The following is an 18504-nucleotide window of genomic DNA, read 5'->3' on the forward strand; positions in this document are numbered from 1 at the left end:
CGTGGTGCTCGCGGCGAGGCGGACACACGGGGAGGGTGACATGAGGATTCGATCGAAGGTGGCCTTCGCGTTGGCGGGGGCCGTCGTGGCTACGGGTGGGGCGGTCACGGCGCCGGCGGGGGCGGCGTCGGCGGCCTGCCCGGACGGCGGGTACACCAGCACGCCGGGGGAGCGGATCAAGGGGCCGAACAACGACACCGTCTATCTGGTCGACCCGGAAGGATTGAAGCGGCCGATCGTCGGCGCTGACACGTATCTGCGGCTGTTCCGGTCGTGGGCCGGGATCAAGACGCGCAGCGACATCAACTGCGTGCGCAGTGCCGGGAAGTCGGTCGACGGGGGCACCTTCATCTCGCAGAACGGCAACGGCTCGTACTACTGGACGGAGACTCTCGCGGACGGCTACGAGGAGCGCTACCGCGGCATCCCCTCGGTCGCCGTCTATGACAAGTACTTCTTCCGCTGGGACACGGCGCGCTACCGGTCGCCCAGCTACATCGCGGGCCGCACCCTCAACCCCTGGACCTGATCGGGGTCAGCGCAGGGCGGTGAGCGCCGCGCGGGCGTCGCCGGCTTCGGGCCGGCCCAGCGCGGCGTAGCCGTCCTGCGCCTGGCGCAGGTGTGAGCGGGCCGGTTCGGGGCGGCCCAGGTCGCGCCACGCGCGGCCCAGACCCAGGTGGGCCCGGGCCAGCTGGTCGGACACGTCGGCCTCGGTGGCTACGGCGAGGGCGGCGTTGTGCTGGGCGACGGCCTCGGCGGGACGGCCCGCGGCGCGGGCGGCTTCGCCGAGGCCGTTCAGTGCGGACGCCTCGCCGTCGGGTTCGCCGATCTGCCGGAACAGGTCCAATGCGGACTCGTGGTAGGCGGGGGCGTCGTGCGGGCGGCCCAGGCCGGTGTACGCGACCCCGAGCCCATCTTTCGTCCAGGCCTCACCGGATCGGTGCCCCAGCTCGCGGAACAGCTCGAGCGCGCGCTGCTGGTGCTCGGCGGCGGCGGCGAAGTTGCCCAGCTTCTCCTCGATCTCGCCCAGGTTGGTCAGCGCGGCGGCCAGCCCGGTCCGGTCGCCGGTGCGCTCGTGCAGCGCCAGCGCCTCCCGGTGCCAGCGCGCGGCGGCCGGGTAGTGCCCCAGCCGTGACTCGATCTCGCCCAGGTTGTTGACCGCCCGCGCCTCGCCGACCATCTCGCCCGCCCGCCGGAACGCCGCCCGGGCCCGCTCGTGATACGCGAGGGCTTCGGCGTACCGGTTGCTGCGCTGCTCCACCGCGCCCAGGTTGCCGAGCGTGCGGGCCTGCCCGACGGTGTCGCCGAGCCGGTCGTACAGCTCGAGGGCGGCGGTCAGGTCGGCCGTCGCCTCGCGGTGCCGGGACATCCGGCTGTGCACGGTGCCCGAGCCGAGCAGCGCCAACGCCTCGCCTGCCTGATCACCGGCCGCTCGCGCATCGGTTCGGGCGTGGCCGTGGACGGCCAGCGCTTCTTGATAGTGGCCGCCCAGCAGGAAGCGGAACAATGCCGCGGCCAACGGCACCGAGTATCGCGGCCCGCCGCGGGCGGCCACCGCCACCAGACAGGCCAGCTCGCCGTCGAGCCAGTCGCGGGCGGCGTCCCGGCCGGTCAGTTCCGGGGCCGGGGTGGACGGCGGCTCGACTCGCGGAAGGCGGGCCGCCTCTTCGGGATAGAGCACGTTCGCGGCGCTCACCGCGCTTGCCACGTAATAGTCGAGCAGCCGTGTCTGGGCTGCGTCCTGGTCGTCCCCGGACTCGGCGAGCAGGCGGGCCGCGTACGCCCGAAGCAGGTCGTGCATGGCGAAGCGGCCCTCGCCGGCCGGGACGACGAGGTGGGCACGGGCGAGTTCGAGCAGGGCGCGACGGGCGGCGGCCACATCGAGATCGGCCGGTGCGGCCGCCGCGTACGCGTCGAAATCGGGACCGGGATGCAGGCCGAGCAGCCGGAAGACGCGCGCCGTGGCCGGCGGAAGCGACCGCAGGGACCACGAGAACACCGCCGCCACGGCCGAGCGCTGATCGCCGCCCGGGTCGAGCAGACCCAGCCGCTGCTGCTGATCGGCCAGCTCGGCGACCAGTTCGGCCAGCGTGCTGCCGGGCCGGGCCGCCGCCAGCTCGGCCGCCACGCGCAGGGCCAGTGGCAGCCGGGCGCACTGGTCGATCAGCGTCGCGGCGGCTTCCGGTTCCTCGCCGACCCGCGGGCCGATCAGGTGGCGCAGCAGCGCGGTGGCGTCGGCGACGGGCAGCAGGTCGAGGTCGAGGCGGTGCGCGCCGTCCCGCGCGACCAGCCCGGCCAGGCTGTCGCGGCTGGTCACCAGCGTGACGCAGTCGCCCGCGCCGGGCAGCAGCGGACGCACCTGATCGGCCGAGCCGGCGTTGTCGAGCACCACCAGCATGCGGCGGCGGGCCAGGTGGGTGCGGTAGCGGGCGGCCTGCTCGTCGAGCTCGAACGGGATCTCGGCCGGCGGCACGCCGAGCGCGGTCAGCATTCGGGCCAGGGCGTCGCCGGATTCGACCGGGCGGCCGGGGTCGTAACCGCGCAGGTCCACATAGAGCTGACCGTCGGGGAAGCGTTCCCGGGCGCGATGCCCCCACCGTACGGCCAAAGCGGTCTTGCCCACGCCGGCCGTGCCCGCGACCGCGCAAATGACCGCCGTGACTCCGCCGTTTTCCAGTACGTCGTCCAGGTGCGCCAGTTCGTCGGCCCTCCCGGTGAACCCGGTGACGTCGGCCGGCAGTTGAGCCGGAACGGGCCTTCCCTCCGCCGCCGGGGCGGGCGCCGGGGCACTCGTGGCGCTGGCGGTCAGCAGAAACGTCTCACGCTGCGCGCCCCGCAACGCGAAGGCGTCGGCCAGCAGCCGTACGGAAGCGGCCCGGGGAGCCCGCCGCCGATCCGCCTCCATCTCGCGGATCGTGCGCACGCTGACGCCGGTGCGCGCGGCCAGTTCCTCCTGGGTCAGCCCCAGCCGTCGCCGGTGCTCCGCGACCAGCTGCCCGAACATGCCAGCCAGTCTGCCAGCCCCAGGCAACGATAGAGATAAATGTCCGGCATGCGACGGCCTTTACTCGTACGCGTATACTCGCTTACGAGTAAGCGGCGGGCGGTGAGATGAAGAAGCGGAAGGTCGGCAACCTCATGGCGCTGGGGGTGTTGTCGGCCGTCGCGTATCGGGACATGCATCCGTACGAGATGGCCGGCACCCTGCGCAGCTGGGGAAAAGACCGCGACCTCGGCATCAAGTGGGGGTCGCTCTACACCGTCGTCCGCAATCTGGCCCGGCACGGGCTGATCGAAGAGGTGGGGAGCGTCCGCGACGGCCGCCGGCCCGAGCGCACGGTCTATCGCATCACCGACGCCGGCCGGGCCGAGCTCGTCGACTGGACGCGCGAGCTGGTGTCCACCGGCGAGCCCTTCCGGGCCGGGTTGTCCATGCTCTCAGCTCTGCCTCCGGACGATGCCGTCGCGCTGCTGCAACAGCGCGCCGACGCGATCGGGGAGCGGATCGAGGAGCTGCGGGCGCAACTCGAAGCGGAGACCACGCCCCGGCTCTTCCTGGTGGAGGTGGAGTACGACCTCGCCATGCTCACGGCCGAGGCCGCGTGGACGCGGGCGCTGATCGCCGAGATCACCGCCGGGACGTTCGCCGGGCTCGACGAGTGGCGGGAGTACCACAGATAACCCAAGAGCCCCGGTGACCTGCTGCAACAGGCCACCGGGGCGGAACCCCCTCGAGCAGTTCCGCGGAACGGACCCGGCCCGGAAGGTGGCAACCACAGGATATCCGGGTCCTGCCGCGGGGCGTCGCTCGCCGAACCGCGGAAGGCAGAACCATGTCCCAGGTACGTACGGCCGTCGTCATCGGCGGCGGCATTGCCGGGCCCGTCACGGCCCTGGCCCTGCGCAAGGCCGGCATCGACGTGTCGGTGCACGAGCGGTACGAGTCGTCGGCCGAGGGGCTGGGCGGCACGATCGCGCTCGCCCCGAACGGGCTGGCCGCGCTCGGCATCGTAGGTGCGGCGGCGGCCGTGGTCGCCGGCTCGCAGCCCGGTGAGCGGCAGGTCATGAGCATCGGGCGGCGCCGCGTCGCGCTGCCGGGGCTGGCCGATCAGGGGCCGTTGCACGTGGTTCGCCGGGGTGATCTCTACCGGATATTGCGCCAGCGGCTGGCCGAGGAGGGGGTGCCCGTCACGGGTGGGCGGCGGCTGACCGCCGTACGGGAAAGAACCGCGATTTTCGAGGACGGCTCGGAGGCGTCGGCCGATGTGCTGATCGGAGCGGACGGCGTGCACTCGGCCATGCGGCGGCTGATCGATCCCGACGCGCCGTCGCCGCGCTACACCGGCCTGCTCGCCTTCGAAGGGTTGTCGGCGGCCGAGGTCGACGCCGCGCCGGGCACGATGACCTTCGCGTTCGGCCGGCGCGCGTACTACCTCTACTGGCCGGCGCCGGGCGGGGGCACGACCTTCGGCATCAACCTGCCGCGCGACCGGCCACTGTCGACGGTTGAGGCCCGGACGATTCCGGACGCGGACTGGATGCGTACGCTGAGAACGGTCTACGCCGACGACGACCCGGGCGCCGAACTGCTGGCCCGGACGAGCGATCTGCAGGTCAACGGCGCGCTTTTCATCATGCCGCCGGTGCCGCGCTGGCATCGCGACCGCATGGTGCTGGTCGGCGACGCGGTCCACGCCCCGTCCAACACCTCCGGTCAAGGGGCCAGTCTGGCCGTCGAGAGCGCCGTCGAGCTGGCCCGGTGTCTGCGTGACGCTCCCGGTTTCGAGCAGGCTTTCCTCCGGTACGAGTCACTGCGCCGGCGCCGCGTGGAGCGGATCGCCGCTCAGGCGGCCCGGGTCAACCACGCCAAGATCCCCGGCCCGGTGGTGAAAGCTCTGCTGCCCATGCTGATCCCGCTCTTCATGTCGCCCGAGCGCACGCTGGGGCCGGTGCAGCGCTACCGCATCGACTGGGACCAACCGGCGTTGCGTTAGCGGCTGTCGCGGCGGGCCTGGCGGCGGGCGCCGGTGGCCCGGGTCGACGCGCGCTGCTTGGGCAGGCCGGCGTGGTCGGGCTGGCGGTCGGTGCGCTGGGCGGCCCGGGTCTGGGTGCGCGGCCGGGGCGGGCCGGGCGGCTCGACGTTGCCGGGCTGCTGGGCCTCGGCCAGGCGTTCCGCCCGCAGAGCCTCGACGCTGGCCCGGGCCGCGGCCGCCACCGCCTCGCTGACCCGGGCCAGCGCGTCCTCGAAGACTTCGGCCTTGGCCCGGCTGCGGGTGTTCTTCGGGTACGCCCGGCCGCGGGCGCCGATCTCACCGACGCGGGCGGCGGCCTGACGCCGATACACCTTCTGATGTTTGTTGCGGGCCCGGCGGATGCGGTTGTGCACCTCGAGCAGCCCGTCCTCGTCGAGGCCGGCCAGGTTCGCCGGCTCGGCCTCGCGGAAGAGCAGCAGCTCCGTCTCGGTCAGCGAATTGACCATGCCCGCTTGATCGGTCATCAGCCGAGCATCCTCCCTCGGAGTCCTACACCGCCTCACCCGTTTCGGATGAGAGCGCGGCCCCGGCCAGGTGGTAGAGGCCTTCGTCGTGCAGGATGCGAACCAGTTCGGCGTACGGTTCGAGGTGGCCTGCATCAGTGGCTGCTCGGCAGTAGTCCTGCGCCCGCTCGTCGTCCTGCCGCCGGACGGCAAGCACCGCCAGGTTGATGAACCCGTAGGTGTTGCCGGCCTCGGCCGCCTCGAGGTAGCGGGCCTCGGCCCCGGTCAGGTCGCCCTCGTTCTCGAGCAGCAGGCCGAGACCGATCAGAGCAGACGTGCTTCCCCACTTGATGGCCCGGTCGAAGTGCTTGACGGCGGCGGCTCGATCGCCCCGGTCGGCGGCGACCTCGCCGAGTGCGGCTTCGGCGTTGGGGAAACGAGCCTTGGCGGCGACCCGGAAGTTGGCCTCGGCCAGATCCTTCTCGCCGCGTTGCCACTGCAGGGCGCCGATGTCGATCAGCGCGCCCGCGTGCCCGGCGTCGGCCGCCTGCCGGTACAGCGACTCCGCTCTCTCGGTGTCGCCCGCCTCGAGCCGCAAGGCAGCCAGCCCGTACCAGCCCAGGCCGTGGCCGGCGTCGGCGGCATTACGGTAGGCCGTCTCGGCGTACGCGGTGTCGCCCATGTCGTGCAGGATGAAACCGAGTTGCGCGTACGCCTCGGCGGAACCGCGCAGGGCCGCACGCTGATACAGGCCGCCGGCCACGGCGAGATCCCCTTCGTCCCGCGCCCGCTCGGCGGATCGCAGCAACCCGTAGTTGTCGTCCCCGTCCGTACCCGATTCGCCGGTCGTCCCGAACAGCAGGTCGGCCAGGCCGAACGAGTGGCTCTTCCACTGCAGGCAGGGGCCCTTGCGCATCATGTCGAGGTTGAGCCGCCGGGCCGCCTCGACCACGCCGTCGACCTCGAGCAGCCGCAGGAAGTTCCGGGCGCCCTCGACTTCCAGCCGCAGCACGCCCGGCCGAACCGCGTACCCGCGATCGTCGACAAAAGCAGCTTCGAAGGCCTCGGCCGGATTCGGCCAGTGCCGCAGCATCGTCGCCCGGTCGACGTTGAGCGAGAAGATCGTCCGGTGCTGCTGGTCGACCGGCGCGTGGACGAACAGCGTCTCCAGCGAATGCACGGTCACGGTCATCATGCGCGGATACGAGTTCTTGTTGGTGTCGGGCGCGGCGCTGACCGACCAGCGCGAGAACTCGGTCCGCTGGGGCGCCGGCATGGTCCAGGCCAAATAACGACGTACGGCGGGCAGCACCGCCGCGAGGCGGGAGTCAGCGGCGAGGCGGTCGAACCGGACCCGGTTGGCCCGGCGCACCTGGGCGTTGTCCTCGCGTACGTCATCGCCGAAGCCATCCGACGCCGCCGACGCCAACCAGCCCTGCTGCTCGGCCGGCGACAAGATCTCGTCCAGCGCACTCGCGCCGAGCCGGCCGGACGCGTGATCACGGGAGGTCGCGACTGTCATGGTCCTTCAGTCGGCCGCCTCGGGTTCGATATGAGGAACGGTAGGGTCGGGCGGTGTTTCCCAGTCCCCGGTGGCGGCAGCTGATCGACGAGCGGACCCAGGAAGCGGTCACCGTCCTGGGGGAGATTCCTGGCGTGCACGGCTTCGTGGTCGGCGGCAGCGTCGGGCGGGGCGAGCCGTGGCCGATGTCGGACATCGACCTGCTGCCGGTCTACGACGATCCGGCGGCGGCCGCCGAGACCGCGGCGGGTCAGGCCGCGATGGTCGACTGGTGGGCCGGCTCGGGCCGCGCACAGACCCTCGACCTGGCCTGGATTGCCTTCACCGTCAACGAGATCCAGGACGTCATGGCGGCCGGACCGGAGGCGCTGGCCGCGCGCATCACCGGTGACCTGCGGTGGTTCCACGGGATCGACAAGGCGTACGGCGGTCGCGCGGGCCGACCCGATGACGAGCTGACTACCGCGTTCGTCGAGTGGATCACCGAGGTGCGCTTTCACCCGGCCGTGATGACGGCCCGGGTCGCCGAGTGGCGGCGGCAGGCGCTGGCCGCCGCCGAGCTGGCGGACGATCCCGATCCGTCGGCCGCGACCAACCACCTGCGGGAATCGGCCCGCGCCCTGCGCATGCAGGTGCTGGAGAGCTGGGGCGAGCGCCTCGGCTCGATGGGCCGCGAATGGACCCGGTTCGAGCGCCTGGCCGCCCGGCACGACCGCAGCGATCTGGCCGAGCGGATCGCCGTGCTGGCCGGGGCCGACGTGCCGACGGCGGCGCGCCGGGCCGAGAGCGCGCCGCTGTGGCTGCGGGAGCGGATCGAGCTGTGCCGGACCGCCCGCGCGGCCGTGGGGGAGCAGGTCACCGACGGTGAGAATGCGCGGGATCAGCACGCCGCGTACGCCCTGCATGTCGCCCGCAAGCGGCCCGACCTGGATGGGCCGTGGACCGGGACGCCCGAGCCGCACCTCGACACGTACCGGGCCGAACTGCTCCGTGTGATCGAGCTGACGGCCGGTGGGGTATAGAACAGCCAGCAACGACAGCCGACCATAAGGAATGACCGTGAGTGACGAACCGCTGTACTCCATGCTGGGTTTCACCGATTCGGAGTGGGGGCTGCTCGTCGGCCTGCCGCAGTCGGTGCTCACCGCGGCCAGCGCCGCCACCCCCGACAGCTCCCGCAAGACCCGCGCCGAGACGGCGGCCGGTCTGGACGAGATCTCCGACGCCCGCGCGTCGGCCAGCCCGCTGGTGGCGGCCGTGGCCAACGCCATCATGTCCCGGGCGGGCGACCCCGAGCTGGGCGAGGAGCCCCCGGTGATCGAGCCGAGCGACCCCATCGCGTACGCCGAGGACGTGCTGGGCCGGGCCGTCGAGGCCAACGCCCTGCTGGTCGCCAAGGCCGAGCGGGCCGACGCCGAGACCTACAAGCACTGGCTCGTCGAGATCGCCGAGAACGTCGTCGGCGCGGCCTCCACCGGCGGCGTCCTCGGCATCGGCGGCGAGACGGTCACCGACACCGAGCGGGCCTTCCGCGACGACCTCGCCAAGGCCCTGTCCGACTGAGCACGGCCCCCAGCGCGCGCCGGCGCCCGTTACGGTTCCAGCCATGGACATCGACGGGCGCCGCTTCGCTCTCCACCAGTGCGGTGATCCGCACGGTTTCCCGCTCTTCGTGCACCACGGCACGCCCGGCTCGCGGCTCGCGTCCGCTTTGATCGACGAAACCGCGAGCAAATTCGGCGTACGGATAATTTCTTTCGATCGGCCCGGGTACGGCGACGCCCCGCTCACCCCGCCCAGCCTGGCCTCCGTCGGGGCCGACACGCTCGCCGTCGCCGACGCCCTGGGTATCGACCGGTTCGCCGTGGCCGGTGTCTCCGGCGGCGGCCCGTACGCGCTGGCCACGGCCCTGGCCGGTCCCGGGCGGGTGACGTCGGTGGCCGTCGTGGCGGGCATCGGGCCGATCCGCGTGATCAAGCCGCACGACCCGGACGACCCCGAGCGCGAATACCTCGCCCGGGCCGACGCCGGCGACGTGGACGGCGCCCTGGCCTCGTTCCGGTCCGACCTGGCGGCCGACCTCGGCGACATCCCGGCCATCGGGGACGACACCGCCCGCATCGAGGCGTACCTCGAGGGAGCCCCGCCGAACGACTTCGCCTGGCTCGACGCCGAAAAGAAGGTCTGGTGGGGCCGGGACCTGCGCGAGGCCACCCGGCGGCTGGACGGGTACGCCCGCGACAACGTGGCCTGGGGCTGCGACTGGGACATCGACGTCACCGCCGTGACCGTGCCGGTGCGGCTCTACTACGGCGACGACGACCGGCTCGTGCCCCCGTCGCACGGCCGCTGGCTCGCCGAGCGGATCCCCGGCTCGGTGCTGATGACCATCCCCGGCGCGGGCCACGGCACGGCGGCCTTCGGACGGTGGGACGACATCCTGCCCGCCCTGGTCCGCGATCGGGGCGAGCCGACGTAGGGTCGGGGCATGGTCGTCGACGAGTACGTCCGCGGCCGGCCCGCGGCCGCGCTCGCGCCGTTCGTCGCGGGCTATTCGGGCTACCGGCAGCGCGGGGTCGCGCCGATGCGTCACCTCGGGCTGCCCTCGCCGTACCTGACCATGATTTTGACGATGGACGAGCCGCTGGTCATGGCCGCGCACCCGGATCCGCGGCAGCCGCCCGGCAGCTACGACTCGCTGATCGGCGGCCTGCACCTGACGCCGGCGGTGATCGTGCACGAGGGCCGGCAGTCGGGGGTGCAGGTGGCGTTGCGGCCGCTCGGGTGCCGCGCTCTGCTCGGTGTGCCGGCCGCGGAGCTGGTTGGGCTCGACGTCGACGCTTCGGCCCTGCTCGGCTCGACGGTGGTGGCGCAACTGCGGGAGCGGCTTTGTTTGGCGGCGGACTGGCCGAGCCGGTTCGCGGTGGTCGACTCAGTTCTGCGCGCTCACCTGCGCGGCGACAAATCGGTCAAACCCGAGGTCGCCTACGCGTACGGGTCAATCGTTTCTGGCCAGTCGGTCAAGTCGGTGGCGGCCGAGGTGGGGTGGAGCGACCGCCATCTGACCAACCGCTTCCGGGCCGAGGTCGGGTTGCGCCCCAAAGAGACGGCCCGCGTGGCCCGCTTCGACCGCGCCCGCCGCGCCCTGCATCCGGGCACGCTCATCGGCGACGTGGCGGCCGCCCACGGCTACGCCGACCAGTCCCATCTCGTACGCGAATTCCGCGCGCTGGCCGGCTGCACCCCGTCCGAGTGGATCTCCGAACAGTTCGATTTCATCCAAGCCGTACAGCTGGAACCCGCGCACGATGGGCAGCATGACTGACTCAAAGACCCCACCCCCGCAGGTGTGGCCCACGCTGCGGGCCACCGACGCCCGCGCCCTGATCCGCTTCCTGGTCGACGCGTTCGGCTTCGAAGAGGTAGTCGTCCACGGCGCCGGCGACCGCGTCGAACACGCCCAGCTGGCCTGGCCCCTCGGCGGCGGCATCATGCTCGGCTCCGACCGCGGCGACCCGAACGACGCGTGGCCCCTCAAGCCAGGCACCTTCGGCGCGTACGTCGTAGCCGACGACATCGACGCCCTGCACGACCGAGCAGTCAAGGCCGGCGCCGAAATCCTCGAAGCTCCCTACGACACCGACTACGGCTCCCGCGACTTCCGAGCCCGCGACCCCGAAGGCAACCTCTGGTCCTTCGGCACCTACCGAGGCGAGCCTCGCAGCTGACGCACCCGTCAGAAGCGGAGAACGCGGGCGGCCAGGGCGTCCTTAGCGTGGGGCCACTCGTCGTCGAGCATGGCGTAGACGACCGTGTCCCGCCAGGAACCGTCAGCACGGCGGCGGTGCTTGCGCAGGACGCCCTCGCGGACGGCGCCCAGCCCTTCGATGGCCGCCTGCGCCCGGGTGTTGCGGATGTCGGTGACCCAGGCGACGCGGACCGCGCCCAGCGTCTCGAAGGCGTAGCTCATCAGCAGCAGCTTGGCCTCGGCGTTGAGGCCGGCGCCCCACCAGCGCCGGCCGAGCCAGGTGTAGCCGATCGTGAGCGACCGCTGCAACGGGTCCAGGTCGCCCAGCGACGTGGTGCCGGCGAACGCGCCGGTGACCAGGTCGATCTGCGCGTACGGCAACCGCCGCCCCTGGGCTCGGCCGTGCAGCGCGTTCCGGATGTGCCCGGCCGTGTCGTCCACTGTGACCGGTGGCGTGAGCGCTCCGCCGGCCGGGCTCTGCCATCGAAAAATGGCGGCGCTCTCATCGGCGCTGCCGGTGGCCGCGAGGTAGCCGGGCGCGTGCTCGATCGTCAGCGGTTCCAGGCGCATGAGCCGACCGGCCAGGACCGGCATGGCGTACCAGAGTCCGTCATCCGTCACCACCACATGATCTCGCACGACCGTCTTCAGCGAGGCTTCGTCAGTGCTGTTCGGTCATGAGGGCGAAAGCCAGCAACCCGGTGGCGCTGAAGTCGATCGACGGTTCGGTGTTGGCCGAGATTCGGCTGTCGTCAGTGAAGTGCGTGTCGTCGCGGTCGAAGGGGGCGAACGCATCGTTCCGGCACGTCGCCGGGCCGCTGGTGGCTTGCAGTTCGTGGACGCGGTCGGCCTTGTTGGGCCCGTTCACCACGGCGCCGGTCATGGTCAGTCCGGGCTCCTCGGTTCTTGTCAGCGTGGCGATCTGGTCGTGCGGGCAGCGCGGATAGGTTGTGCCGACGCCGACCATCATCGAGGTGCCCCAGCCGTTGACGCCCAGGACGACGCCGCGCTGGGCGGTCGCGAAGGCGGCGTACCGCTTGTCACCGGAGACGTGTTCGTACAGTTCGGCGGTGGCCGCGTAGCCGAGCTGACGGGCGGCGTAGTCGGAGCCGCCGGTGCCGGCCGCGGCGCCCATCGGGTTGCCGGCCGCGGCCCGCACCCCGGCGTCGAGGCGCCGGCGCATGTCCTGAAGAAGATCGTCACCGCCGCCGAGCAGCCGGATGATCTCCGCGTCGGCCAGCGCGCCGACGTCATAGACGCTGAGGGCCCCGCCGCGGCCGGCGTTCACCCGCGCCCACGTCGAGGCGGTATCGGACCATTTCTCCGTACGGGAGTCTCCGAGCACCCGCCCGGCCAGGGCCAGTTCGGCCGCGCCGAAGGCCAAATCATCGGTCCACTGGTCCTCCGGATAGAAGCTGTGCGGTTCCGCGGTGACCAGCTCACCGACATCTTCCGTACGGGCCAGCTCGAAGACGCTCGCCGCCGCGTCGAGATGCTTCCGCGCCCGATCCGGCTGCTTCGCCGCTTCGACCTGCGCGGCCAGGGCGAAGGCGGCAGCGACCCGACCGGCCAGGTTCGGGCTGATCATCTCGCCCGGGGCAGCAGCGCGGAACACCGGACGGTAACGCTGGTAGTAGCGTTCGTCGCCCGGCTGGACGTCGAGCTGGTCGTCGGCTTCGGGCAGCCGCCAGGTGTCATGGTCGCCGAGGAAGCCGCCGGCCTCGCTCCCACTGCCGATGCCGACCTGCGTGTAGAGCACCTTGGCGCCGGCGTCCCACATCTTCTCGAGCCAGGCGATGCCGTGCTCGGTCTCGGCAACCAGCCCGTCGGAGACCAGGCCGTCGCGCCGGGCGATCAGCATGGCGCTCACCGCGTACGCGGTCGTGTGGGTGAACTTGAGGAAGTCACCGGCGTCGTACCAGCCACCCTCGACGTCGACCGGTCCGCCCACCGGCGCCAGACCGGCGGCCGCGCGCCCCGACTCGTCGAACGATGGACGCTCGTACACCGTGGCCGCGCGGTCGGCGAGGTGAGCGGGCTGGCGTCCCCACCGGCTCGGCACCTGGTCCGCGCCGTCCCGGTGATTCTGGAAGTAAGACAACGCATAGCGGGCCGGCGGCCCCAAGACTTCGGCGGCGGGCCCGACACGAAACGGCGGCGACTCGGCCCGTACGGCGCCTTCGACGCGGACCCGGTAAACGCCGTGCTTCTCGAGTCCGCTCAGGTCGATCGGCCGCACGTCCGGAAATCGCGCGTTCCACGGGCCCCGATTGGCCCCCGCCTTCGTTCTCCAGACCTGTTTCCCGTACGCATCCAGCACCGTGACGCGTACGTCGGACGCGTCACGCGGCGACAGCAGATACGCGATCTTCGTCTCGCCCGGCGCAAAGCCCACCTGGTCGACGCGAACGAAAGCTTCCACCGCCGAGCCCCGATCACAGGCCGCGCCCCCGCCGACAAGAAGTGTTCCGAAAAGCAGAATGCCCAGCACACGGCGGCCCGAAGTCCTCACCGGCAAGAGTCTCTATCGCCCCGGAGTTGCCAAGCCGGACGAGCGGTGCGGAGCGTGACGCCGCTCCGAACTCACCTCACCTTGTCCGCCGATGGCGGGACGACCAGTCCGGTCTCGTAGGCGATCACCACCAGCTGGGCCCGGTCGTGCGCGCCGAGCTTGGCCATCGTCCGGTTGACGTGGGTCTTGACCGTGTGCGGGCTGACCACCAGACGATCGGCGATGTCGTCGTTGGACAGGCCCGCGCCGACCAGGGCCAGCACCTCGCGTTCGCGCTCGGTGAGCGCGCCGAGCCGGGCCGGCGGGATCAGCCGCGCCGGATCCGGGCGGGACAGGAACCGGCTGATCAGGCTGCGCGTCGCGGCCGGGGTGAGCAGGGCGTCGCCGCGGTGCACGACGCGGATGGCGTCGAGCAGTTGCTCCGGTTCGGCGCTCTTGCCGAGGAAGCCGCTGGCGCCGTTACGCAGGGCGGCGAACACGTACTCGTCGATCTCGAACGTGGTCAGGATCAGCACGTGGACCCCGGCCAGGTCGTCGTCGGCGGTGATCAGGCGGGTGGCGCCGAGCCCGTCGAGTTCCGGCATCCGGATGTCCATGAGTACGACGTCGGCGCGTTCGCTGCGGGCCAGGGCGACCGCCTCGGCCCCGGTGCGGGCCTCGCCCACGACCGCCAGGTCGGGCGCCGAGCGTACGAGGGTGGCGAACCCGGCCCGTACGACGGGCTGGTCGTCGGCGATCACGACGCGGATCATGCTGTCGCACCGCCTGGCAGGGTCGCGGTGACCAGGAAGCCGCCCGCCGGTCGGGGCTCGGCCCGCAGCGATCCGCCGACGGCGGCCACCCGTTCGCGCATCCCGGTGATTCCGTGGCCCGGTGCCGCCACCACCGGCTCGCCGTCGTTCTCGATGGCGAGGGTCAGGTCGCCCCGATGTGGGCCGACGGTGATCCGGACGGGTTCGCCGGGCGCGTGCTTGCAGGCGTTGGTCAGCGCCTCCTGGATCACGCGGTAGGCCGTGAGGTCGACCGGCCGGGACAGGCTCATGGGTTCGTGCCGCAGATCGATCCGAAGACCGGTTCGGCGGTACGAGTCGAGCAGGTCGCCCAGCCCGTCCAGGCCCACCGTGGGTTCGGCCGGGGCGAACGGCTCGCCCGGCCGGCGCAGCAGTCCGACCGAGTCGCGCAGCTCTTCCAGCGCCGCCCGGCTGCCGTCGCGGACGTGCCGCAGGGCCTCGCGCACCTCGGGCGGCGGGTCGCTCAGCAGGTGGGCGGCCACGCCGGCCTGCACGTTGATCAGGGCCAGTTGATGGCCGACGCTGTCGTGCAGGTCGCGGGCGATCCGCAGCCGCTCCTCGGCTACCCGTCGTTGCGCGTCCAGTTCGCGGCCGTGTTCGCTCTCGGCCAGGAAGCGGCGGTGGTGCCGAGCGGCCGTGCCGGCGGCCACCGCGAGCGCGCCCAGCGCGACCAGGGTCAGATTCTCCGGCCCCAGCACGCGGTTCGGCGCGAGGGTGTGGATCGCGCCGATCGCCAGCACGACCACGCCGGCGAGCAGCAGGGAGCGGTGCCGGTCCGAATGCTCGGTCGCCGTGTACAAGGCGACCAGCGGAGCGCTCACGGCAAGGATCCCGTTCTCACCGCGGTAGCGGAACATGTACAGCTCAGCCGCGACGGTGCAGACGACCAGGACCGTGTACGGCAGACGGCGGCGCAGCAGCAGCGGCGCGGCCGCGGCGGCGGCCAGCAGCACCGACAGCCCGTCGTGCAGGTGATTGCCGCCGGCCGTGCCGAGCAGGGTGGCGAGAAAGACCGCGCCCGCGACGGCGGCATCGGCGATGGCCATGAGCCCACCGTACGGACGTGTCCGCCGCGGCACGATACCGCCGATGCGGTACGTCGAAGATGCCGCCGCGAGGTGACGAGAAGGATCTTTCCTCCGGCCACAGTCGAGGGTCATGAGCACTGTGAGAGCAGCCGGCCTGACCAAACGATTCGGCACCGTGGACGCCGTGCGGGAATTGGATTTCAAGGTGACACCCGGCATCACCGCCTTTCTCGGCCCCAACGGCGCCGGCAAGACCACGACGCTGCGCATGCTGCTCGGGCTGATCCGCCCGACCTTCGGCACGGCGACGATCGACGGCAAGCGGTACGCCGAGCTGCGCCATCCCCGGCGTGTCGTCGGGGCCGTTCTCGAGGCGACCGGCTTCCACCCCGGCCGCACCGCGCGCCGGCACCTCGAGATCCTTGCCGTCGCGGGTGGCCTGCCGTTGGCCCGCGTCGATCAGGTGCTGGACCAGGTCGGCCTCACCGACGCGGCACGACGGCGAGCCGGCGGTTTCTCGCTCGGCATGCGGCAGCGGCTCGGGCTGGCCGGCGCCCTGCTCGGCGATCCGGGAGTGCTGATTCTCGACGAGCCGGCCAACGGCCTCGACCCGGCCGGCATGGCCTGGCTGCGCGGCCTGCTCCGGGGCTTCGCCGGTCAGGGCCGTACGGTGATCGTCTCCAGCCACGTGCTGGCCGAGGTCGCGCAGACTGCCGACCGGGCGGTGGTGATCAGCGGCGGCCGGCTGCGCTACTGCGGGCCCCTCGAAGGAATGTCGGAGGACGGGCTCGAGGCCGGGTTTCTGCGCCTGACCGAGGAGGCCCAGCGATGACGGTCCGGGCCGAGATCCGCAAGCTTCTCACCACCCGTACGCCACTCATCCTGTTCGCCGCGGCGCAACTGCTCGTGGTGGCCGGCATCTCCGGGGTGCTGGCCCGCCGCGACAACGTCGGCGACGCGGCGACCCAGCGGGACGCGGTCGCCCACATCGGACTGGTCTCGATCTTCGCGCTGATCCTCGGCATCATGGCCGTCGCCGGCGAACACCGGCACCGCACGATCACCGACACCTACCTCACGACCCCCGACCGGGCCCGGGTCGTGCTGGCCAAGCTCGGCGTCACCACCGTCGCCGGCCTGGTCTTCGGTGTCGCCGCCGCGGTGGTCGCCCTGGCGTCCGCCGCCGTGTGGCTGGCGGCCCGGAACGAGTCGCCGGCCCTCGGCTCGGGCGATCTCTGGCCGACCATCGCCGGCGGCATCGTGTGGAACGCGCTTTTCGCCGCCATCGGCGTCGGCGTCGGCGCCCTGATCACCAACCTGATCGGCGCGATCGCGGCCGCCCTGGGCTGGCTCGCCGTGGTCGAGGGCATCGTCGCGCAGCTCGTGGGCGATCCCGCGAAGTGGCTGCCGTTCGCCCTCGGCTCGGCTCTCGACGCCCTGCCCACCGCCACCGACGGGCCTCCACAGTGGCTGGCCGGTCTCGTGCTGGCCGGTTATGCCGCCGCCTTCGCGGTGGCGGCGACGCTGACCACGGTGCGGCGGGATGTCACCTGAGGGCGGACGCCCGCACCGCCGACAGCGTCGGGGCCCTGCTCGACCTGGCCCCGGAACAGGCCACCCGCGTCGCGCCGACGGCGCCGAGCGGGTAGTGCCCGTCTCAGTGATCGTCGGCCTCAACGGCTTGCGCCTGCTCTCCGGCCGGGCGTGGCGCCGTGCTACCAACGAGGCCGGGTCCGCCGGCAGCTGACCTGAGCGTCAGCCACGAACCTGGGGCATGGCGGTCACTGGGCGGTCAGCAGTTCGTTCTCTTTCACGACCGGGACCGAGAGGGTCTTGTAGCCGACCTCGTCGAACAGCACCGTCATGCGGTCTTCTTCGTAGCTCATCACCGTGCCCGGGCCCCACTCGGCGTGGCGGACCTTGGCGTGGATGGGGAAGGGCTCGTCGGTGGTGGCCTCGACTGTTTCGGCGGCGGTGCCTTCGGCGCAATTGTCGCAGTGGCCGCACGGCTTGGGCAGGTCTTCGCCGAAGTAGGCCAGCAGCGTCTGGGTCCGGCAGGCCCGGGTCTCGGCGAAGCCGCGCATCATGTCGGTGCGGGAACGGGAGACCACCTGCTGGCGCTCGTGTTCCTTGACCGCGGCGGTCGCGGCGGCGGCGGGCAGGGGTGCGAAGACCGGCGTGGTCACCTTGGTGCCGTGGCCGGTGGTCACCGCTCCGACCTGCTCCAGCAAGTTCAGGTACGAGCCGAGCTTGCGCGGGCCCAGGCCGGTCTTCTCTTTCAGCGCCGTCTTGGTCTGCGGGCCCGAGCGCACGGCCGCGGCCAGCTCGCGCAGTTCGACCTCGTCGGGGGCGCCGCCGGTGAAGAAGCGCTGGATCGCTTCGTCCTCGGCCCGCCACAGCAGCAGCGCCTGGGCCGGGTCGTCGTCGCGGCCGGCCCGGCCGATCTCCTGGAAGTAGCTGTCGGGGGAGTCGGGCAGGGCCATGTGGGCCACCCAGCGGATGTTGGGCTTGTCGATGCCCATGCCGAAGGCCGACGTGGCCACCATGATGTCGATCTTGTCGGCTGTGAAGGCCTCGTGCTTCTGCTCGCGGGCGCCCGCGGCCATGCCGCCGTGGTAGAAGTCGGCCGGGTAGCCGGAGTCGGTCAGGCGCTCGGCCAGCTCCTCGGCCGCGCGCCGGGTCGCGACGTAGATGATGCCGGGCCGCGGCGCCTCGTCGAGCAGGGCGGTGAGCCGGCGCCACCGGTACGACTCGTCGGGGCAGTACGCCACCTCGAGGAACAGGTTGCGCCGGTCGAGACCGGAGACGTGGATCTCGGGGTCCTTGAGCTGCAGCCGCTCGATGATGTCGTCGCGGACCGGCGGCGAGGCGGTGGCGGTCAGCGCGAGCACCGGCGGCCGGCCCAGGCCCTTGATCATGTCGCCCAGGGCCAGGAACTCGGGCCGGAAGTCGTGGCCCCAGGCCGAGATGCAGTGCGCCTCGTCCACCGCGACCAGGCCCGGCTTGAGCGCCTTGACCTCGGCCAGGCGTTCGGGGTCGCTGAGCTGTTCGGGCGTGATGAAGAGGAACTCCGCCCGGCCCTCGCGGATCTCGTTGATCGCCTCGCGCTGCTGGGCCGGCGTCTCGGCCGAGCTGACCCGCACCGCGCGGATCTTCGGGTCGTCACGCTCGTTGAGCGCGGCGATCTGATCCTGCTGCAGGGCCAGCAGCGGCGAGACGACCACGGTGGGGCCGGGCAGCAGGACGGCCGGGATCTGGTAGATCGCCGACTTGCCGGCTCCGGTGGGCAGCACGACCAGGGCGTCACGACGCCGCAGCACGGCGCGCATCGGCTTGAACTGGCCGGGGCGCAGGGAAGGCCACCCGAAGTGGCGCCGGGCTACCTTGCGCAGTCGAGGACCGTACACGGGAATCTTCATCGAGCGGC

18 protein-coding genes are annotated in these 18504 nt (G+C 72.2%); 10 read left to right on the plus strand and 8 right to left on the minus strand.

Going from position 1 to position 18504, the window contains the following annotated elements; all coding sequences use genetic code 11:
• Positions 1-40: 40 nt before the first annotated feature.
• On the plus strand, positions 41-529 hold the full coding sequence (locus OWR29_RS29670) for a hypothetical protein (RefSeq protein ID WP_267566605.1): 489 nt from the start codon (positions 41-43) through the stop codon (positions 527-529).
• Between the two features lie 6 nt (positions 530-535).
• Here the strand turns inward: OWR29_RS29670 and OWR29_RS29675 are convergent, their stop codons facing one another.
• Positions 536-3004, minus strand: a complete 2469-nt coding sequence (locus tag OWR29_RS29675) for an ATP-binding protein (protein WP_267566606.1) — start codon at positions 3002-3004, stop codon at positions 536-538.
• A 107-nt stretch (positions 3005-3111) separates the two neighbouring features.
• Between OWR29_RS29675 and OWR29_RS29680 the strand changes: the two genes are divergently transcribed.
• Both OWR29_RS29680 and OWR29_RS29685 read left to right on the plus strand, forming a co-directional pair.
• Positions 3112-3681 carry a PadR family transcriptional regulator gene (locus OWR29_RS29680; RefSeq protein ID WP_267566607.1) on the plus strand — a complete coding sequence of 190 codons (570 nt, stop codon included), beginning with the start codon at positions 3112-3114 and terminating at the stop codon, positions 3679-3681.
• Between the two features lie 152 nt (positions 3682-3833).
• Positions 3834-4994, plus strand: coding sequence for an FAD-dependent oxidoreductase (locus OWR29_RS29685; protein ID WP_267566609.1), 1161 nt, complete (start codon positions 3834-3836; stop codon positions 4992-4994).
• Here OWR29_RS29685 and OWR29_RS29690 read toward each other — a convergent pair.
• Together OWR29_RS29690 and OWR29_RS29695 are read right to left on the minus strand one after the other, a co-directional pair.
• Complete coding sequence (locus OWR29_RS29690) at positions 4991-5497, minus strand: hypothetical protein (RefSeq protein ID WP_267566610.1); 507 nt, start codon at positions 5495-5497, stop codon at positions 4991-4993. The genes OWR29_RS29685 and OWR29_RS29690 overlap by 4 nt on opposite strands.
• A gap of 25 nt (positions 5498-5522) precedes the next feature.
• The gene (locus OWR29_RS29695) at positions 5523-6998 is read right to left on the minus strand and encodes a tetratricopeptide repeat protein (RefSeq protein ID WP_267566612.1); all 1476 of its coding nucleotides are present in this window, start codon (positions 6996-6998) and stop codon (positions 5523-5525) included.
• A 53-nt stretch (positions 6999-7051) separates the two neighbouring features.
• Between OWR29_RS29695 and OWR29_RS29700 the strand changes: the two genes are divergently transcribed.
• Genes OWR29_RS29700 through OWR29_RS29720 form a run of 5 tightly spaced genes read left to right on the plus strand, consistent with a single transcriptional unit; the run spans position 7052 to position 10726 of the window.
• The gene (locus tag OWR29_RS29700; protein ID WP_267566613.1) at positions 7052-8020 is read left to right on the plus strand and encodes a nucleotidyltransferase domain-containing protein; all 969 of its coding nucleotides are present in this window, start codon (positions 7052-7054) and stop codon (positions 8018-8020) included.
• Positions 8021-8057: 37 nt separating this feature from the next.
• Complete coding sequence (locus OWR29_RS29705) at positions 8058-8561, plus strand: hypothetical protein (protein WP_267566614.1); 504 nt, start codon at positions 8058-8060, stop codon at positions 8559-8561.
• Between the two features lie 43 nt (positions 8562-8604).
• The gene (locus OWR29_RS29710) at positions 8605-9477 is read left to right on the plus strand and encodes an alpha/beta fold hydrolase (protein ID WP_267566615.1); all 873 of its coding nucleotides are present in this window, start codon (positions 8605-8607) and stop codon (positions 9475-9477) included.
• A gap of 9 nt (positions 9478-9486) precedes the next feature.
• On the plus strand, positions 9487-10323 hold the full coding sequence (locus tag OWR29_RS29715; protein WP_267566616.1) for a helix-turn-helix transcriptional regulator: 837 nt from the start codon (positions 9487-9489) through the stop codon (positions 10321-10323).
• Complete coding sequence (locus tag OWR29_RS29720) at positions 10316-10726, plus strand: VOC family protein (RefSeq protein ID WP_267566618.1); 411 nt, start codon at positions 10316-10318, stop codon at positions 10724-10726. The genes OWR29_RS29715 and OWR29_RS29720 overlap by 8 nt, the downstream gene beginning before the upstream one ends.
• Before the next feature lie 8 nt (positions 10727-10734).
• Here OWR29_RS29720 and OWR29_RS29725 read toward each other — a convergent pair whose 3' ends face one another.
• The 4 genes from OWR29_RS29725 to OWR29_RS29740 all read right to left on the minus strand — a co-directional run bounded on the left by OWR29_RS29725 (position 10735) and on the right by OWR29_RS29740 (position 15095).
• Complete coding sequence (locus OWR29_RS29725) at positions 10735-11367, minus strand: GNAT family N-acetyltransferase (protein ID WP_267566619.1); 633 nt, start codon at positions 11365-11367, stop codon at positions 10735-10737.
• 40 nt (positions 11368-11407) lie between these two features.
• Positions 11408-13168 carry a glycoside hydrolase family 9 protein gene (locus OWR29_RS29730; protein WP_267566620.1) on the minus strand — a complete coding sequence of 587 codons (1761 nt, stop codon included), beginning with the start codon at positions 13166-13168 and terminating at the stop codon, positions 11408-11410.
• Positions 13169-13329: 161 nt separating this feature from the next.
• Complete coding sequence (locus tag OWR29_RS29735) at positions 13330-14010, minus strand: response regulator transcription factor (protein ID WP_267566621.1); 681 nt, start codon at positions 14008-14010, stop codon at positions 13330-13332.
• Entirely contained in the window at positions 14007-15095 is a 1089-nt protein-coding gene (locus OWR29_RS29740; protein ID WP_267566622.1) for a sensor histidine kinase, read from the minus strand. Before OWR29_RS29740 ends, OWR29_RS29735 begins: the two co-directional genes overlap by 4 nt.
• A 112-nt stretch (positions 15096-15207) precedes the next feature.
• Between OWR29_RS29740 and OWR29_RS29745 the strand changes: the two genes are divergently transcribed.
• Positions 15208-15909, plus strand: a complete 702-nt coding sequence (locus tag OWR29_RS29745; protein WP_267566623.1) for an ABC transporter ATP-binding protein — start codon at positions 15208-15210, stop codon at positions 15907-15909.
• The gene (locus OWR29_RS29750) at positions 15906-16631 is read left to right on the plus strand and encodes an ABC transporter permease (RefSeq protein WP_267566625.1); all 726 of its coding nucleotides are present in this window, start codon (positions 15906-15908) and stop codon (positions 16629-16631) included. Before OWR29_RS29745 ends, OWR29_RS29750 begins: the two co-directional genes overlap by 4 nt.
• 227 nt (positions 16632-16858) lie before the next feature.
• Here the strand turns inward: OWR29_RS29750 and OWR29_RS29755 are convergent, their stop codons facing one another.
• The gene (locus OWR29_RS29755; RefSeq protein ID WP_267566627.1) at positions 16859-18496 is read right to left on the minus strand and encodes a RecQ family ATP-dependent DNA helicase; all 1638 of its coding nucleotides are present in this window, start codon (positions 18494-18496) and stop codon (positions 16859-16861) included.
• Between the last annotated feature and the right edge of the window lie 8 nt (positions 18497-18504).

Source organism: Paractinoplanes pyxinae (assembly GCF_026626335.1).
Lineage (GTDB): Bacteria > Actinomycetota > Actinomycetes > Mycobacteriales > Micromonosporaceae > Actinoplanes > Actinoplanes pyxinae.